16 protein-coding genes are annotated in these 15,849 nt (G+C 69.9%); 10 read left to right on the top strand and 6 right to left on the bottom strand.

From position 1 onward, the window contains the following. Positions 1 to 735 (top strand): hypothetical protein (locus HW445_RS04985; RefSeq protein ID WP_180219813.1); only part of this gene is annotated, 735 nt, incomplete at its 5' end. A gap of 13 nt (positions 736 to 748) precedes the next feature. Here HW445_RS04985 and HW445_RS04980 read toward each other — a convergent pair. Beyond that, entirely contained in the window at positions 749 to 1,204 is a 456-nt protein-coding gene (locus HW445_RS04980) for a MarR family transcriptional regulator (RefSeq protein WP_180219812.1), read from the bottom strand. A gap of 166 nt (positions 1,205 to 1,370) precedes the next feature. Between HW445_RS04980 and HW445_RS04975 the strand changes: the two genes are divergently transcribed. Continuing rightward, on the top strand, positions 1,371 to 2,624 hold the full coding sequence (locus HW445_RS04975; protein ID WP_180219814.1) for an MFS transporter: 1,254 nt from the start codon (positions 1,371 to 1,373) through the stop codon (positions 2,622 to 2,624). Between the two features lie 61 nt (positions 2,625 to 2,685). Next, entirely contained in the window at positions 2,686 to 3,519 is an 834-nt protein-coding gene (locus HW445_RS04970; RefSeq protein WP_180219811.1) for an aldo/keto reductase, read from the top strand. 18 nt (positions 3,520 to 3,537) lie between these two features. On the opposite strand, the gene HW445_RS04965 is transcribed toward HW445_RS04970, so the two are convergent. Further along, complete coding sequence (locus HW445_RS04965) at positions 3,538 to 4,665, bottom strand: peptidoglycan bridge formation glycyltransferase FemA/FemB family protein (RefSeq protein ID WP_180219810.1); 1,128 nt, start codon at positions 4,663 to 4,665, stop codon at positions 3,538 to 3,540. Positions 4,666 to 4,768: 103 nt separating this feature from the next. Here HW445_RS04965 and HW445_RS04960 point away from each other — a divergent pair, with 103 nt between their 5' ends. Next, complete coding sequence (locus HW445_RS04960) at positions 4,769 to 5,200, top strand: CoA-binding protein (protein ID WP_180219809.1); 432 nt, start codon at positions 4,769 to 4,771, stop codon at positions 5,198 to 5,200. Positions 5,201 to 6,030: 830 nt separating this feature from the next. Here the strand turns inward: HW445_RS04960 and HW445_RS04955 are convergent. Continuing rightward, positions 6,031 to 6,201, bottom strand: a complete 171-nt coding sequence (locus HW445_RS04955; protein ID WP_180219808.1) for a hypothetical protein — start codon at positions 6,199 to 6,201, stop codon at positions 6,031 to 6,033. Between the two features lie 274 nt (positions 6,202 to 6,475). Here HW445_RS04955 and HW445_RS04950 point away from each other — a divergent pair, with 274 nt between their 5' ends. Beyond that, positions 6,476 to 6,688 carry a DUF397 domain-containing protein gene (locus HW445_RS04950; protein ID WP_180219807.1) on the top strand — a complete coding sequence of 71 codons (213 nt, stop codon included), beginning with the start codon at positions 6,476 to 6,478 and terminating at the stop codon, positions 6,686 to 6,688. 53 nt (positions 6,689 to 6,741) lie between these two features. Here HW445_RS04950 and HW445_RS04945 read toward each other — a convergent pair whose 3' ends face one another. After that, positions 6,742 to 7,605 carry a helix-turn-helix transcriptional regulator gene (locus HW445_RS04945; RefSeq protein ID WP_180219806.1) on the bottom strand — a complete coding sequence of 288 codons (864 nt, stop codon included), beginning with the start codon at positions 7,603 to 7,605 and terminating at the stop codon, positions 6,742 to 6,744. 870 nt (positions 7,606 to 8,475) lie between these two features. On the opposite strand from HW445_RS04945, the gene HW445_RS04940 reads away from it, so the two are divergent. The 4 genes from HW445_RS04940 to HW445_RS04925 all read left to right on the top strand — a co-directional run bounded on the left by HW445_RS04940 (position 8,476) and on the right by HW445_RS04925 (position 11,636). Further along, the gene (locus HW445_RS04940; protein ID WP_180219805.1) at positions 8,476 to 8,838 is read left to right on the top strand and encodes a hypothetical protein; all 363 of its coding nucleotides are present in this window, start codon (positions 8,476 to 8,478) and stop codon (positions 8,836 to 8,838) included. 525 nt (positions 8,839 to 9,363) lie between these two features. After that, the gene (locus HW445_RS04935; protein ID WP_180219804.1) at positions 9,364 to 9,720 is read left to right on the top strand and encodes a hypothetical protein; all 357 of its coding nucleotides are present in this window, start codon (positions 9,364 to 9,366) and stop codon (positions 9,718 to 9,720) included. A gap of 123 nt (positions 9,721 to 9,843) precedes the next feature. Continuing rightward, positions 9,844 to 11,019 (top strand): radical SAM protein, encoded by a 1,176-nt coding sequence (locus HW445_RS04930; protein WP_180219803.1) that lies wholly within the window; start codon positions 9,844 to 9,846, stop codon positions 11,017 to 11,019. 5 nt (positions 11,020 to 11,024) lie between these two features. Then, positions 11,025 to 11,636 (top strand): hypothetical protein, encoded by a 612-nt coding sequence (locus HW445_RS04925; RefSeq protein ID WP_180219802.1) that lies wholly within the window; start codon positions 11,025 to 11,027, stop codon positions 11,634 to 11,636. Positions 11,637 to 11,759: 123 nt separating this feature from the next. On the opposite strand, the gene HW445_RS04920 is transcribed toward HW445_RS04925, so the two are convergent. Next, entirely contained in the window at positions 11,760 to 13,163 is a 1,404-nt protein-coding gene (locus HW445_RS04920) for a cellulase family glycosylhydrolase (RefSeq protein WP_180219801.1), read from the bottom strand. A gap of 326 nt (positions 13,164 to 13,489) precedes the next feature. Then, positions 13,490 to 14,065 (bottom strand): SMI1/KNR4 family protein, encoded by a 576-nt coding sequence (locus HW445_RS04915; protein WP_180219800.1) that lies wholly within the window; start codon positions 14,063 to 14,065, stop codon positions 13,490 to 13,492. Between the two features lie 150 nt (positions 14,066 to 14,215). Here HW445_RS04915 and HW445_RS04910 point away from each other — a divergent pair, with 150 nt between their 5' ends. Beyond that, the gene (locus HW445_RS04910; protein WP_180219799.1) at positions 14,216 to 15,175 is read left to right on the top strand and encodes an oxygenase MpaB family protein; all 960 of its coding nucleotides are present in this window, start codon (positions 14,216 to 14,218) and stop codon (positions 15,173 to 15,175) included. Positions 15,176 to 15,849 lie beyond the last annotated feature (674 nt).

Here is a 15,849-nt window from a genome sequence, read left to right as displayed (position 1 = left end):
GAACTCCGGCCCGTGCTCGACGTCCTGCCGGGCGGGGACGCCTTCCTGCCGGTGGCGGGCTTCGACGGGATCCACCGCCGTCGCCGTCCGGCGCTCGATCCGACCGCCGGCTTCCACGAGTACCTGGTCCTCCGGGACGACGGACGCGGCGCGATCGGTTTCAACGTGCGGGCCGCCTCGCACGACCCCGAGGCGGTCGGGGCGTTCCTCGGCTTCCTCGACACCCGCCGCGACCTGCCGTTCGACGGCCGCCCGCACCACAAGATCCGGCTGACGGCCCCGGTGGGGCGGTTCACGCACGCGCTGCTCTGCTCGCCGGCCCTCGGCCGGTCGCACCACGCCTTCCCGGAGATCGCGGACCGCGTCGCGAGCGCCTGCCCCGTCTTCGACTGCGAGATCGGCGACGCCGACACCGAGGTGCTGGTCGACGCCCGCATCCACGGACACGGGGCGGTCCGCCGGGCGGAGTGGGACCGCGAACCCCGGCCGGTGGTCGACCTCCGGTTCGACGTCGAGCCCTCCTTCTTCGCCCCGGCGAGGAAGAAGTTCCTGGTCTGCAAGGCCGAGGACCTGCGGAGTCTGCTCTCCGCGCTCCCCGGGGCGGGCGCGGAGAGCTGGCTCGAGGTCCGCTCGTTCCGCGGCGAGGTCCGGCGGTTCACGCCCCGCACGGCCCCGGCGTACGAGGAACTGCTCCCGTTCCTCCTGGGAGCGGGCCGACCCTTCGCGCGGGCCTGACGGGAGGTGACTGTCAGACGGTGGTGCGCGCGGTCTCCACCACCCGCACCAGGGGCTCCAGTCGGGGATCGCCGGCCGCCTCGTCCAGCGCCTCGCGCAGCGCCGCGTCATGGGTGGGCCGGGCCTCGGCGAGCAGGGCGAGACCGGCCTCGGAGACGTTCGTGTAGATGCCGCGCCGGTCGGTGGGGCAGAGGTAGCGCGCCAGCAGGCCGCGGTCCTCCAGGCGGGTCACCAGGCGCGTGGTCGCGCTCTGGCTCAGCACCACGGCGTCCGCCACCTGCTTCATCTGGAGGTGGCCGCCCTCCCCGTCGTGCTGCCGGCTGAGGACGTCCAGCAGGGAGTACTCCCGCGCGCTCAGGCCGTGCCGCTGCAGGGCGCGCTCGAGGTAGGACTCGATCCTGCCGTGCAGCAGGGAGAGCGCGCACCAGCCGTCGGCGAGGGCGGTGAGCGAGGGGTCGGTCGCGGTCACGCTGACCTCCTACTCGGCTACCGGGCGGACCTTCCGCGGGGCGACTCAATCCTTCCATACGGCGGTTACCTCGGACCAGGATTAGCCCGCGCTTGCAAATATCAGGCGCATGCAATTATTGTTCTCGCCTGTTACCGCCCTCCACAACGACTGGGAGATCATCCCCATGCCTCTCGCGCTCCTGGCCCTGGCCATCGGGGCCTTCGGGATCGGCACCACCGAGTTCGTCATCATGGGCGTACTGCCCCAGGTGGCGGGCGACTTCGGCGTCTCCGTCCCCACCGCCGGCTGGCTGGTGACCGGCTACGCGCTCGGCGTCGTCGCCGGAGCCCCGCTGCTGACCGTGCTCGGCACCAAGGTCTCCCGCAAGAAGATGCTGATGTTCCTGATGGCGCTCTTCGTCGTCGGCAACGCGCTCTCGGCGGTCGCCCCGACCTTCGGCCTGATGCTCGCGGGCCGGATCGTCGCCTCGCTGGCACACGGCGCCTTCTTCGGGATCGGCTCCGTGGTGGCCGCCGACCTGGTCGCCCCGCACAGGCGGGCCTCGGCGATCTCGCTGATGTTCATGGGCCTGACCGTGGCCAACGTCGTCGGCGTCCCGGGCGGCACCTACCTCGGTCACGCGGCCGGCTGGCGGATCACCTTCGGCGCGGTCGCCGCGCTCGGCGTGATCGGGCTGCTCGGCGTCGCCAGGCTGGTGCCCGAGAGCGGGCGCCCCCCGGCCCCCGACGTCCGGGCCGAGTTCGCCGCCTTCCGCAACGCGCAGGTGTGGCTGGCGATGGCGATGACCGTGCTCGGCTACGGCGGAGTCTTCGCCGCCGTCACCTACATCACGCCGATGATGACCGAGGTCACCGGCTACGCGGAGGCCTCCGTCACCTGGCTGCTGGTGCTGTTCGGCCTCGGCATGTTCCTCGGCAACCTGGCCGGCGGGAAGCTCGCCGACCGCGCTCTGATGCCGATGCTGTTCACCGCCCTGGCCGCGCTCTCCGTGACGCTGCTCCTCTTCACCTTCACCGCGCACCACAAGGTGCTCGCCGCCGTCACCCTGACGCTGATCGGCGCCCTCGGCTTCGCCACCGTGCCGCCGCTGCAGAAGTGGGTGCTGGACCAGGCGTCCGCCGCGCCCACCCTGGCCTCCGCCGCCAACATCGGCGCGTTCAACCTGGGCAACGCGCTGGCCGCGTGGCTGGGCGGCCTGGTGATCGCCGGCGGCCTCGGCTGGACCGCCCCCAACTGGGTCGGCGCCGTCCTGGCCGCGGTCGCCCTCCTGCTGTCCCTGCTCGCCGCACGCCTCGACCGGCGCGGCCGAGGCGACGCCGCCGGGCGGGTCGTCGCCGGTTCCACGACGGGAGCCGTCCCCGAGGCGGTCGCCCGGCCCGGAACCACTCGAGCCACTCAGGTCACTCGAACCACTTGAACCACTTGAACCACTCGATCACTCGAACCACCCGCACGACCAGAACATCCGAGGAAGCACCATGACCACCCTCCCCGCAGTCCCCACCGTGACCCTCAACAACGGCGTCGCCATCCCCCAGCTGGGCTTCGGCGTCTTCCAGGTCCCCGACGAGGACACCACCGCCGCCGTCACCGCCGCCCTCCGGGCCGGTTACCGTTCCATCGACACCGCCGCGATCTACGGCAACGAGGCCGGCGTCGGCAAGGCACTCGCCGCCTCCGGCCTCGCCCGCGAGGAGCTGTTCGTCACCACCAAGCTGTGGAACGCCGACCAGGGCTACGACGCCACCCTCCGCGCCTTCGACGAGAGCCTCGCCAAGCTGGGACTCGACCACGTCGACCTGTACCTGATCCACTGGCCCACCCCGGCCCGCGACCTGTACCTGGACACCTGGCGCGCCTTCGAACGGCTGGTCGCCGACGGCCGCGTCCGCGCGGCGGGCGTCTCCAACTTCCAGCCCGCGCACCTGCGCCGGCTGCTGGACCACAGCTCGCTGGTCCCGGCGGTCAACCAGGTCGAGCTGCACCCCGGCCTCCAGCAGGCCGAACTGCGTGCCGTCCACGCCGAACTGGGCATCGCCACCGAGGCGTGGAGCCCGCTGGCGCAGGGAGCGGTGCTGGGGGAGGAGCCGATCGTCACCCTCGCCCGGCGGTACGGCCGGTCTCCCGCGCAGATCGTGCTGCGCTGGCACCTCCAGCTCGGCAACGTCGTGATCCCCAAGTCGGTCACCCCGGCGCGGATCGGCGAGAACATCGACGTGTTCGACTTCGCCCTCACCGACGAGGAGATGGCCTCCCTCACCGCCCTCGACCGGGGGCTGCGCACCGGCCCCGACCCGGACGCCTTCAACTGACGTGCGGCATGCGCCGCGTCAGCCGCCGCGGCGGGCGATGTACAGGTCGAGTGCCTTGTGGAGGACCTTGCTGATCGGGAAGTCCCACTCCCCGAGGTACTCGACCGCCTGCCCGCCCGTGCCGAGGCGGTGCCGTAGCTGCGCCAGATGCTGTTCGTCGCCCGCGACGGCGTCCGTGATACCGCGCAGGTCGTAGACGCTCGCTCCCATCTCATGGGCGTCCGCCATCATCCGCCACTGCAGGGCGTGGTCGGGGTACACGTCCGTACGGGTGTAGGGCGAGGCCCCATAGGCGTGCCACACATGGTCGCCGACGGCGAGCATCAGGGCGGCGGCCTGGTCCTCGCCCTCGTGGCGGGCACGGTAGAGCCGCATCCGGTCCGGGTGCTCGTTGCGCAGGGCGATCCACATCCGCTGGAAGTAGGGGAGCGGGCGCGGGATGAAGCCGTCGCGCTCGGCGGTCTCCGCGTAGAGCCGGTGGAAGGCGTCCAGGTCCTCGTAACCGCCCCGCACGACCTCGACCCCGGCCCGCCACGTCTTCTTCGCGCTGCGCCGCCACTCCGGACTGAAGCCCTGCTGGACGTCCCGGAGCGGCTGCCCGCGGAACGGCACCTGGAAGACGTACCGGGGCTGGTTGACGGCCGCGCTGTCCTCCCCCTCGGCGGTGACCGGCCGCCAGCCCAGCTCCTGGAGCCGCTCGGCGAGTTCCCGCGCCGCCGGGTTCTCCCCGGAGGGCGGCACGTCCCGCAGCCACCGGGTCTCCGGGTCGGCGACCGCGGCCCGCAACGCGGCGGCCTCCCAGCGGCGCACGACGACCGGCGGGCCCATCCGCACCGTGAAGGCGCCGAGGTCGCTCAGGTACTCGGTCATCGGCCGCAGCCACTCCCCGAGGTCCGCAGCCGACCAGTCGAGGACCGGACCCTCGGGCAGATAGGCGAGGTACCGCCGGACCTTCGGCAGCGACCGCAGCAGCACCAGCCCGGCCCCGACCAGCCGGCCGTCGCCGTCGAACCAGCCGAGCGAGGCCGAACGCCAGTCGCTCTTCACCTCGCCCCAGGAGGGAATCTGCAAGTGGCTCACCGACGTCTGCCGGGCGACGAAGGCCAGGTGCTCCTCACGGGTGATCGCTCGCAGGCGGTACTTCATGGCGGTGCAGCGCTCCTTTGTTCGAGCACCAGCGTATGCGGAGGGAATGCGGCCACGTCCCGGGCCGTTCGCCTGGTACGACGCCCGACGACGAGGAGGAACCATGAGCGACGTCCCGGACACGGCTGAGGTCACCGCCACGGCCCGCAGGATCCTGACCGACCTGGGCGACACCTGGGCCGTCGTGGGCCTCTCCAACAACACGGACCGCGCCGCCTACGGCGTGGCCCAGGTGCTGCGGCGCATCGGCAAGCGCGTGGTGCCGGTGCACCCGAAGGCGGAGACGGTGCACGGCGAGCAGGGCTATCCCTCGCTGGACGCGATCCCCTTCGACGTCGACGTGGTCGACGTGTTCGTGCGCTCCGACCTGGCCGGCGAGGTCGCCGACGAGGCGGTCGCGATCGGCGCCAAGGCGGTGTGGTTCCAGCTCGGGGTCGTCGACGAGGCGGCCTACGACCGCGTACGGGAGGCGGGCCTCGACATGGTGATGGACCGGTGCCCGGCGATTGAATACCCCCGGACCGAGGCCGTCTGATCGGCATCAGGGACACGCCCCGCAGAGGGCCGGTCAATGAGCTCCCGGCAGACGTCCTCACCGTCGAGCAGGTGCTCGCACGACAGAGGAGTGCTCTTTCGTGTTCATCGGCTGGCACTGGGCGACCGAGACCCACGACGTGACGGTCATGGGCAACTTCGGTGCCCGAGCGGCCCGCCCGCCGCGGCCTCGTCGATGCGGCCCAGCGCGGGGACGGGCTGGGACTTCGGGACGGCCAGGACGTAGCTGACGCCGGCATCCGCCGCAGCCGCCATTCCTCGCCGTGGGCCGAGTCCTCGGTCACCCAGGTGATCGGCAGCGGCGAGGCCAGGGCCGCCGGATCATGGCCTTGGCCAGGTCACTGCTGGTTGCTCGGCGATGTGCTCCTGCAGGTCGGACATAGGCCCGCATCCGGCGCCTCAGATCCACCCGCCCGAACCGGTGACCGATCCGCACACGCGCCTCTTCCACTTCCGCCGGCCAGACGTCGGGCCGCACATCCCGCACGACCATCACAACGGACCGCTACGGCGGCGGTCGCGAAGTTCCGGCACCTGACTCCACGACAGCCGAACAGACGCAAGAAGATGCCTCTGACCAGCCGAGATAGCGAACTGCAACTGGAGCGTCAGAGGGTGGCCCAGAGAGCGCACAGGCGGGGGTCCTCGGCCCAGCTTCACCCTCTCTCCGCCAACGCCCGTAGACAGCACGCGTGCCCTGCGGGCTGTCAGCCGGGTGAGCCGGCGGCACCGACGGCGGCCGTGATGCCGGTGTGGGGGCGGCCGCTGCCGTCCGCGCGCGGACGGACAGCAGCGGCCCGCCGCGGCGCGTCATCGGCTCTGGAGCCACCAGAGGCCGAAGGAGACGATGGCGCCGCCGACCGCCGAGGATGCGCCGCGCAGCACCGACGTGCCGGTCATGCGCGCCAGCCGCGACCAGGTGCGCGGCCTGCGCTTCTCGCGGGCGGGCTGTTCAGAGCCCGTTGAACCGTTAGACTGCATGGTTGAAGCTTCCTTTCCTGACCTCATCGGGAGATTGCTTCGCAGAGGGAGTCCTCGGCCGGTGCTTGCCGGCGCGGCCGAAGGGACTCCCTTTTGCTGTGTCAGCGGCTTTCAGTCAGCCTCCTCACTTTGAGACAACTCTTACCGCCGCCCGTATTTTGCCCTCTTGTTTCATGCCTTATGGGCATTTATCCGGTCGTCTCGTGCTCTTGGCAGCTACATCGGACTGCCGGATACTCGCTCGAGAGGAGCTGAAGGTGGGAGCCGCGGCAGCATGGAGAACGTGACCCTTGTATGGCGCAAGAGCTCGGTGTGCGGGAACGGCGACAGTTGTTTCGAACTCGCCTTCTCCGGCAGGGTGTGGGTGAGGAACTCAGGCTTCCCCGACAGTGCGACCGTCGCCTTCTCTCGGCGGACGTGGCTCGCCTTCGTGAAGTTCGTCAAGGACGCGGAGGCGGCGGACGAGGCCGCGGGCGAGCCGGTGTGACAGTCGACTGCCCGGACCGGCCGTCGTATCTCCCCCATGTCGCACGTTCCTTTCTATGCCACGTTCCCGAACAGCAACTCGGGTGTGATGTCCTCGGCGAAGTTCCTGTTGACGGTCCAGAAGTCATCCAGGTAGTCGGACGGGTCCGGACCCTTGATGCCGGCGTACGGAGACCTCTCGCTGAGGAACACCTGGCCGTCCGGCTTCTCCAGGTAGGCGATCAGATCCTCGTCCTCCTCCGCAAATTCGAAGAGGACGTAGGGGGAGCGGAACTGCGGATACAGCCCAGCGGTGAAGGGCACGACCTTGATCTGCACGTTCGGCAGTTCATTGACGGTGAGCAGTTTCTCCAGCTGCTGCTTCATCGTCTGTTCCCCGCCGACCACCCGCCTGATCGCGGCCTCGTCGAGAATGAAGTTGAGCCGAGGGCCACCCCGGTGCACGATGCGTTCCTGTCGCTGGAGGCGTAGCTCCAGTTGGTTCACCGGGTCCGACGAGTCCCGCAGAACGACCTTGGCGTACTCCTCCGTCTGCAGAAGGCCGGGAATGACGGTGCACTGGAAGGCGGAGATGCGGATCGCCGACGACTCGTAGCTGAGGTGCCGCATGAACTCCGGAGGCGCCGCGTTGCGATAGGGCGCCCACCACGGTGGCCGACGGGCCGCCCGGGCCAGCTCGGTGATCTCCTCCACCTCGGCCGGGTCGCTGATCCCGTACAGGTCCATCAGTACCCGGGCGTCGGTGATCGAGAGGCCCACCTTGCCGGTCTCGATGCGGTTGATCTTGGAAGGAGACCATTCCAGTCGCTCCGCCACGTCGAGGTGGGTCAGCCCGGCCTGCTCCCGGGCGGCCCGTAGCCGCTTCCTCAGGCGATGACCCTGGTAGACCGGGTCTTGCTGCTGCTCATCTGCCGACACGTGGGTAACCCTTCGTTGACCTGAATCCGGGCTGCGTCAACGGCGATCAGCCGTGCGGGCCAGTGCCCGCAGCCACCTCGGCGGCACCTGTCGCGGTGCCGTGGGGGCGGCTGACGCTGGGATCCTAGGCCGTCCGTCGCCTCGCATCCCGCCTTTGCGCAAAAGGCCATCCGACTGTGTGAAGCCTGTCGTGATGCTCGGTCACTAGTGGCTGCCTCTCACTCGTCTTATAAGCATTTTGCTACCTGGCAACCTGCTGGGTCCATCGTCGGAGGAAGATTCTTTGACGGTAAGTCAGTGCGCTACCGGTGCCTTTGTGGCGCGTGGGATTCCCCTCCGCAGCTCATTCCCTCTCCGGTACGGTCCTGCCGCGACAGAACCCCCCGTCACTTCGGCCACTTGTACCCGTACTCTCCCGCGGCCCTCAACTGCCGCCGGAGCCCCGACCTGCGCAGCCCTCGGGCGCGGCCGACACGCGGGAGCGCGGGGGTGGGCGAGTGCGTGGTTCAGCGTCCGCCCGGTCGGCGTGAGTTCGCCATTGGGCGGGGGACGGATGGCACTGGTCACCCACGGGCCCGCCGGTGCGGGCGCCGTCGGCCAGGATGACAGCCCGTCTCGAGCCCTCAACCCCTCCACGCGCCCCGGCACCGGACTCCACATGTCGTTCCCGTTGGGAACCCGGTCCAGCCCCATGTCGGCCAGTTCGTCTGTGCTGAAGCTCAGTGCCGTCGAAGCGGCCTGGTCCGCTCTCGCCCCTACGGATCACACCCACGGTAGGGACTCGGATCACCGTGGATGACATCGGCTGAGGAACGCCGGGAAGAGCGGTACGGGCGCATCCCGAAGCCGCTGGTCAGCTACGGTGGCGCCATGACTGGGAGTCTGCCCGAGGACATGGCCGACGTGCTTGACCTCGTCCTGAGCCCGGACGAGCCTCTTCACGTCGCCCTCCGACGGCAGGTGCCCCGACTCAGGGTGCGATCCCGCTGCACGTGCGGTTGCGGCACTGCCTCCTTCGACCTCGACACCGACGCGGTGGAGCCCGCGCCGACGGGCCCCGGCACCGTCGTGGCCGCCGACGCACAGCTGTTCACCGAAACCGGCGAGTGCCCTGGCGAGGTCCTGGTCTTCGCGCAAGGCGGCTACCTCTCGTGGCTGGAGGTCTGCTCCTGGAGCGACGACGTCGAAGTGAATCTCGCCGCGGCGCGGCGCTGGCTCCGGCCGTCGTCCTGAACCCGAGCCGGTGACGGTCGGCTCCCGGACCCTGAGCGGTCCTCGCCCGGGAGCGGCGAGGTGGAAGAAGTTCAGAAGTGCAATGGCCCGGCAGCGCGTTCTCGCCACCTGAGTATCCTGCCCGATTGGGTGTGATGCTTCTCGGGCGGGGTTCACCTGGGATCGCCCGGAAAAAGAGGGCGGAAACGGTTTTCCGGGAGCGGCCGAATCCTTCTCCGGATATCTGGCCCGGGGTACCGGAGCATGGGCAAGCCATAACGGGAGGGTTCGCTTCCTGTTGACCGGCCTGGGGTGTTGCGGTTTCAATACCGGCAGCGTCAGGCGTACGAGGGTGTTCATTGTCCTTCCGGATTTCTCCGGTCCCACCGGTCGGGTGATCTCCGGCGTCGACGCTCCGGTTTTTTCGGCCATGAGGTACGTGTACCGCCGTGATGCGAAGTCGTGCTCGCACCTTGTACTTGTAGCGCCGTGTGCCGGCCCGACTCCTCGTGTCCGAAGGGCGCGTCCCCCGGAAAAGGAGGAGTTATGAGAGCGGGCGATTCCAAGCGCTATCTCGCCTATCTGGCGACCATTGCCGCCGGGCTGAGCATGCCCGTGTTCGCGGGAGGGGCGGCCCAGGCCGCCGAGCCCGCGAACACGGTCACCGTCTCCGACTCGGCACGTGCCGTGCTGGCCGCCCAGGCGGCGGAGGCGGACCAGCAGGCGGTGTCCGCCGACGGCCTGTTCGGGCAGTTCAACGAGATCTACAACAGGGTCTACAACGAGGTGATCAACCCCTACTCGCAGCGCTACCAGCCGTATCTCCAGGGCTTCACGCCGGCGTCGTCCGAGCACACGGCCGACGCCGCTCCGCTGAGCCGGATCCTCGACGACCTGTCCTGACGTCACCGGCCGGTGACCCGCGCACACCCCCCACCGGCTCCGGACCGGATGCGGACCGTACGTCCGGGCCGCATCCGGTGATCCACGGTTCCACGATTCCGAAGCGCGCGAGGAGACACACGAGTGGCACAGGAAACGTCCAGGCAGGTCCAGTTCGTCATCAAGATATCCAAGTTCTGCAATCTGAGGTGCACCTACTGCTACGAGTTCGCCGAGCTCGGACAGCGTGAACGGATGAGCCTGGACCAACTGCGCTCCATGTACGTGCACATGCGCGACTACTACGTGAAAAAGGACCAGGAGGACGGGGTCCGTACGCACGTGCACATCGTCTGGCACGGTGGCGAACCATTGATGATCGAACCGGATTACTACTGGAAGAGCCTGGACGACCAACGCGAAATTTTCGGCGAGTCGCTGAAGGTGAGCAATTTCATCCAGACCAATCTCACCGTCCTCGACGACGAGCGCATCAGACTTCTCCGGGACGGCTTCGACCACGTCGGTGTCTCCGTGGACCTCTTCAGCGGTCTCCGTGTCAACATCGCCGGCCGGGACCAGCAGAAGAACGTCGTCGCCAACATGGAGAGGCTGCGTGCCGAAGGCGTTCCCTTCGGCTGCATCACCGTGCTGACCAGGAGGAACCTGGGGCGGGTGAAGGACACCTTCTCGTTCTACACAAAGGCGGGAATCGGTTTCAGGGTTCTCCCGCTCTTCGACGGCGCCTACGAGAACCAGCACGCGGCGTACGACATCACCGTCCCGGAGATCGTCGGAGCCCTCAACGAGATGGCCGACCTCTGGCTGGAGAGCGACACTCCCGTGCAGGTCTCCCCGCTGGACAGCCACTTCCAGATCGTGCTGCGCCACCTCAACCCCGACGCGCCGCGCGTCTACTTCAACCAGCGCGAGTGGCTCTCGGTGATGGTCGTGAACACGCCCGGGGACGTCTACGCCTACGGCGATCCGTACGAGGACCCCGAGGCATCGCTGGGCAACATCTTCACGACCCCGCTCCAGGAACTGCTCTCGGGACCGCGCTTCGACGCCTCGGCGACCGCCGCCGAGACCCGGATGGCCGCGAACTGCCTCAACTGCAAGTACTTCGGCGCCTGTTCGGGCGCCCCCATCGCGAGCAACCGGGACAACGTGCACACGGTCGTCGACGACATCGCCGTCTGCGACGTCGAGCGAGTGGTCCTCGAGCACATCGAGAACCGGTTGCGGAACAGCGACATCCTGGACCCCGACGGGCGGGTCGCAGCCGTGACGGCACCCACCGTCGATCCCGTCGCCTGACCGCGGTGGTCGCCGGTTCGGGGGAGAGGCCCCGGCTGCCCTCCGAGGGCCTCGACGTGACGGTCACCTCGGCGGACGGCCCCCGCTCGACCGTGCCCGACCCCCCGTTCCACGACGCCGCACCGCTGCTCGCGGTAACGCTGGAGGCCATGCCGGGCGGTGACGGGCGGGCGCGGCTGCCGTTCCTGTACGTCGATCTGGACGGCTTGCCGGAGGCCGCGGCCGTCGTCCGGGGCGACCGCAGGCCGGGCACGGTGCTGGAGAAGGCGGTGACTCTGTTCGTCCACAGCTCCGGCAACGGCTACGTCGGTGTCACCGTCACGGAGCACGACGTGGCGCCCGCCGCCGGCCCCGGCGTGTGTTCCGGATCCGGACCGCGCGTCCTGCGCGTGGCCGTCGACCCGGTCCGGCACGCGGCGGGCCTCGCGGCCGCCGTACGCGGTGGCCGGCTGGTGATGGCCCATCACTGGGTGTCCGCGGTGGGTGACCGCCACCGGTCCTTGTTGCCGGTCGACGTGGACCGCAGAATGCTCGAGCGAGTCGTCCGGGCGGCGCTCACCCACCCCCGCCGCGTACGCGTCGCCCTGCGGGACGGACCGAGGCGGCCCGGGGCCTGACCTCCGGACGGACGGCTGTTCCGTCCCCCGGATCTCACTCCCGGCCGCCCGCGCCGGTCGCGGTCGCCCCGCCGCCCCGGTCGTCGGAACGGGGCTCCGGTCCGGCCGGAGCCCCGTCGGCGGTCAGCTGGTCGGGAAGGAGTCCGGGGTGCTGATCCGGCTCTTGAGCAGGGCACCGGATTCGGTCAGCACGCTGCTGCTGCTGTAGTCGGTGCCGTTGCAGGTACCCGGCTTGAACGCCGCGCTGCCCTCATCGGCGTCGGAGTAGGTCCAGTTCGCGTAGCCGATCTTGTGCCGGTCGAGCAGGTCCAGCCAGGCGGTGGTGCTCGCCCGGTCGACCGCTCCGCCACCGGTGTAGCTCACCGTGCCGAACTCGGTGACGAACAGCGGGAGCTGCGTGGCCGCCCGGTTCACCACGGTGCGGTAGTTGTCCGTGTGGCTGGCGGCGTAGAAGTGGAACGCGTACATGATGTTGGTCGCGTTCACGGGGTTGTTGACGATCTCGCTCTCGTTGGAGCTCTCCGAGACGCCGAGCGAGGACCAGCCCCGGGTGCCGACGATCACGACGGCGTCCGGGTCGGCGGCCCGGATCACCGGGATGACCTGCTCGGCGTAGTTCTTGATCGTCGCCCAGCTCACGCCGTTGGGCTCGTTGGTGATCTCGTAGATCACGTTCTTCTTGGCCGCGTTGCGGGCCGCGACGGACGCGAAGAACGTCTTGGCGCGGGCGAGGTTGTACGTCGGGTCACCCGGCGTCAGCGTGTGGAAGTCGATCATCGCGTACATGCCGCGGGCCTCGGCCATGTCGACGAGGCTGTTCACCCGGCTGGTGAAGCCCGCCGGGTCGGTCTCGTAACCGTCCTCCTGGACGTACATGGCGGTACGCAGCAGGTCCGACTTCCAGTCCTTCGCCAGCGCGTCCAGCGACGCGGTGTTGTAGCACTTGCTGAACCACTGAAGGCCGTGCGTGCTCATGCCCCGCAGCTGGATGGGGCGGTTGTACTGGTTGCACAGGTTCACGCCGCAGACGCGGAGCTGCCCGTTGATGCCCACGGGGGTACCGGTCGCGGGCGGGTCGGTCGGCGGCGGCGTGGTCGGCGGGTCGGTCGGCGTGGGGCCTTCGACGGATCCCGTGCAGGCGACGCCGTTGAGCTTGAAGGCCGTGGGCTTGGGGTTGGCGCCGGTGAACGAGCCGACGAAGCCCACGTCGGCCGCCGCTCCGGTGGCCAGCGTGCGGTTCCAGTCGACCGCGGCGGCGGTGACCGTGGAGCCGGACTGCGACAAGGTGGCGCCCCATCCCTGGACGACCTTCTGCCCCGCGTCCGGCCAGTCGAAGGTGAGCTTCCAACCGGTGACGGAATCACCCAGGTTGGTCACCTTCACGCCGGCCTGGAAGCCGCCCTGCCACTGGCTGGTGATCGTGTAGTCGACCTTGCAGCCGGTGGCGGCCGCGGCCTGGGGGGTGCTCAGCGCGGCGAGGCTCAGGCCCGTCGCACAGGTCGCCAGTAGCGCCAATAAGCGTTTCACGGTGCTTCTCCTCGTATGTGGGGGGATTGGGTACAGCGTGATGGGAGCGCTCCCAAAGGTCCATCGGGTCGAGACCGTACACCTGTACGCCGATGTGCGTACAGAGGATCGACCGATCGGGGATCCGCCGGTACGGGCCGCCGCCACGGCCTCGATCCGGAGCCGCCTGCCTGATGCCCGGGGCATGCCGGAAGGCGCCGCGGCCGCTCAGGCGGGGGTCCACCCCGCCGTGTTGGAGTACGACTCGAAGCCGTATCGGGTGCCGCGGTCCCACGCGTCCCCGGTGAGGCATGTCGGACGGGTGTCACAAGCCCCCTGCGACGGGATCAGCTCGGGGAGATGTCCAGGTCGATGGGCGGCAACCCCCAAGGTTCCAGGCCCCCGGTGCAGTACTCCGCGAGGAACTGGACCGCGCCGCCGCCGAAGTGCCACCACGCCCCGCCGCGCGTGGCGACCGTGACGACCCAGTCCTGCGGGGTCGGCCCCGTCGTGCTCCACATGAACTTGTCGCTGTCGCACGACTCGCCCCAGGGCAGCAGCCCACCGGGCGCCGGGTGGGCCGACAGACCGGGACCGGGACCGGGTCCCAGCCAGGCGTCGGCAAGTACGTCAAGGGCGCCCAGGGTGCCCTCCAGAGCCGGGCCTTCCTCGCCCGGTTCGGGAAGCGCGACCAGGAGGAAGCCCCCGATGTCGAAGGTCGGGTACCACTCCGCGAGGTGCTTGAAATCGGAGGGCAGTCGGGCGCCCAGGCCCTCCTCGAACACGGTCCAGTCGATCACCGCACGCGCCGGCCGACGCAGGCCGGTCAAACCGGGTACAGCACGCTCCAGCAGCGCGAGCGCCTCCTCCGGATCGGTCACCCGGCGCCGGGGCATCTGCGTGTCGATCAGTTCCTCACCCATGGGTCGCAGCGTGCCACACGCGTCCGACGCCTCCGACCGGCGGGCCCGACCGCGGCGCGGGTCGCGACGGCCCACCCGCAGCGACGACGACGCCCCCACATCTCCCCGTCGACCGCCTAGAGTTGGCAGTCGGGCCACAGCGACGGAGGGATGACCGAGGTGGGCGGCAAGCGCTACGACCGGCTCAAGGAGATCCAACGACTGGATCCCGAGCGGGACTTCCTCACCATCTACCGCCTCGTCGCCACCTACGAGTTCCCCTGGGACCACACCCGCGCACTGGAACTCGCCCTCTACCGCACCTACGCCGTCCCCTCCATCGGACGACTGCTGGCCGAGACGGCGGAGATGACCGACCGCTCGCAGAAGCGGTACGACGACACCTCCCTCCTGCTGGACGCCGTCGTGGAACACGGCTTCGACAGCGAGCAGGGCCGTACCGCGATCCGCCGCGTCAACCGCATGCACCGCAGCTACGACATCTCCGACGACGACATGCGCTACGTGCTGTGCACCTTCGTGGTGACACCGGCCCGCTGGCTGGACTCCTTCGGCTGGCGGCCTCTCACCGACCACGAACGCCGCGCCACCGCCAACTACTACCGCACGCTCGGCAAGCACATGGGCATCAAGGACATCCCCCGCACCTACGAGGAGTTCGAGCACTTCCTCGACTCCTACGAGGCCGCCCACTTCGCCTGGGACGAGCGCTCCCGCCAGGTCTCGGACGCCACCCTCGCCCTGATGGCCTCCTGGTACCCGCGCTTCCTCGCACCGCTGCTGCGCGCCGGAACCGTGTCCCTCCTCGACGAGCCACTGCGCCGCGCCTTCCGTTACCCCCGCCCTCACCCCGCCGTCCGCGCCGTCGTCCACGGACTCCTCCGCCTGCGCGCCCGGGTCGTCCGGCTGCTCCCGCCCCGTCGGCGCCCGCACCATGCCCGCCAGAATCCGGAGATCAAGAGCTACCCGGGTTACCCCTCCGGCTACCGCATCGAGGACCTCGGCACCTTCCCCACCCCGGGCCTGCGCGGCTGCCCGGTACCCCACCAGGACCGATCCGCCGCGGACCGCACCGCCCCGGATCGCACCGCTCCCGACCCGGTGGACTGACCGGCATCCGATCGACCGCCGGCCGTGGTCGCGCCTGGGCGGTGACAGGGCGTACAGCTCGCGCCGGTCGTCGATGAGCGTGACGGGGGCGCGCGTGGACGCCCACGAGGGTGGCCCAGGTGCGCCGGGAGTGGCCCACGACGTCGTCGACCGCCCGCAGCGACGGTCGGCGTCGCGTCCAGTGTCCGGCTCGGCAGGCTGAAGGCCGTGGCCACCGGTCGCGGTCGTCATGCCCCTCGGCCCGGCGGTTCTTCGCGTGATCGCCCGGGCGGTGACGCGCAGAAGTGCGTACCCGATGACGTGGAGGACGTGTTTCCGGTCCGGGATCCGTGCAATTCCACAATTCCGCTGGAATTTCGAGGGAGTGGAAATACACGGGCACTCGAATACCGGTGGAGCGACCGGCGTTCCGCCGCGCCGAGGAACCCCGGACCGCCCCGGCGGCGCCCGTGGGGCGGTGCCTGCCGGCCGACGAGTCCGAGCGGATCGCCGCCGAGGAGGGGCCCGGGGGATCTGCCCAGGTGGGAGGGTGTTCCGAGCCCCGGTCGGCGCCCCGGTTCCTCTTCCGAGGGGCCGTGACGCGCACGCCGTGACGGCACGCGATGCCGGTGCGCACGTGGCCGAAACACCGCGCATGCCCGCCCCGGACACCCGTGAGGAGCGTCGGTCCCGGC

The sequence above is a fragment of the Streptomyces sp. UH6 genome, from assembly GCF_013421635.1.
GTDB classification, from domain to species: domain Bacteria; phylum Actinomycetota; class Actinomycetes; order Streptomycetales; family Streptomycetaceae; genus Streptomyces; species Streptomyces abyssomicinicus.
Note: the sequence above shows the minus strand (reverse complement) of the source record. Positions and strands in the feature narration are given on the sequence as shown.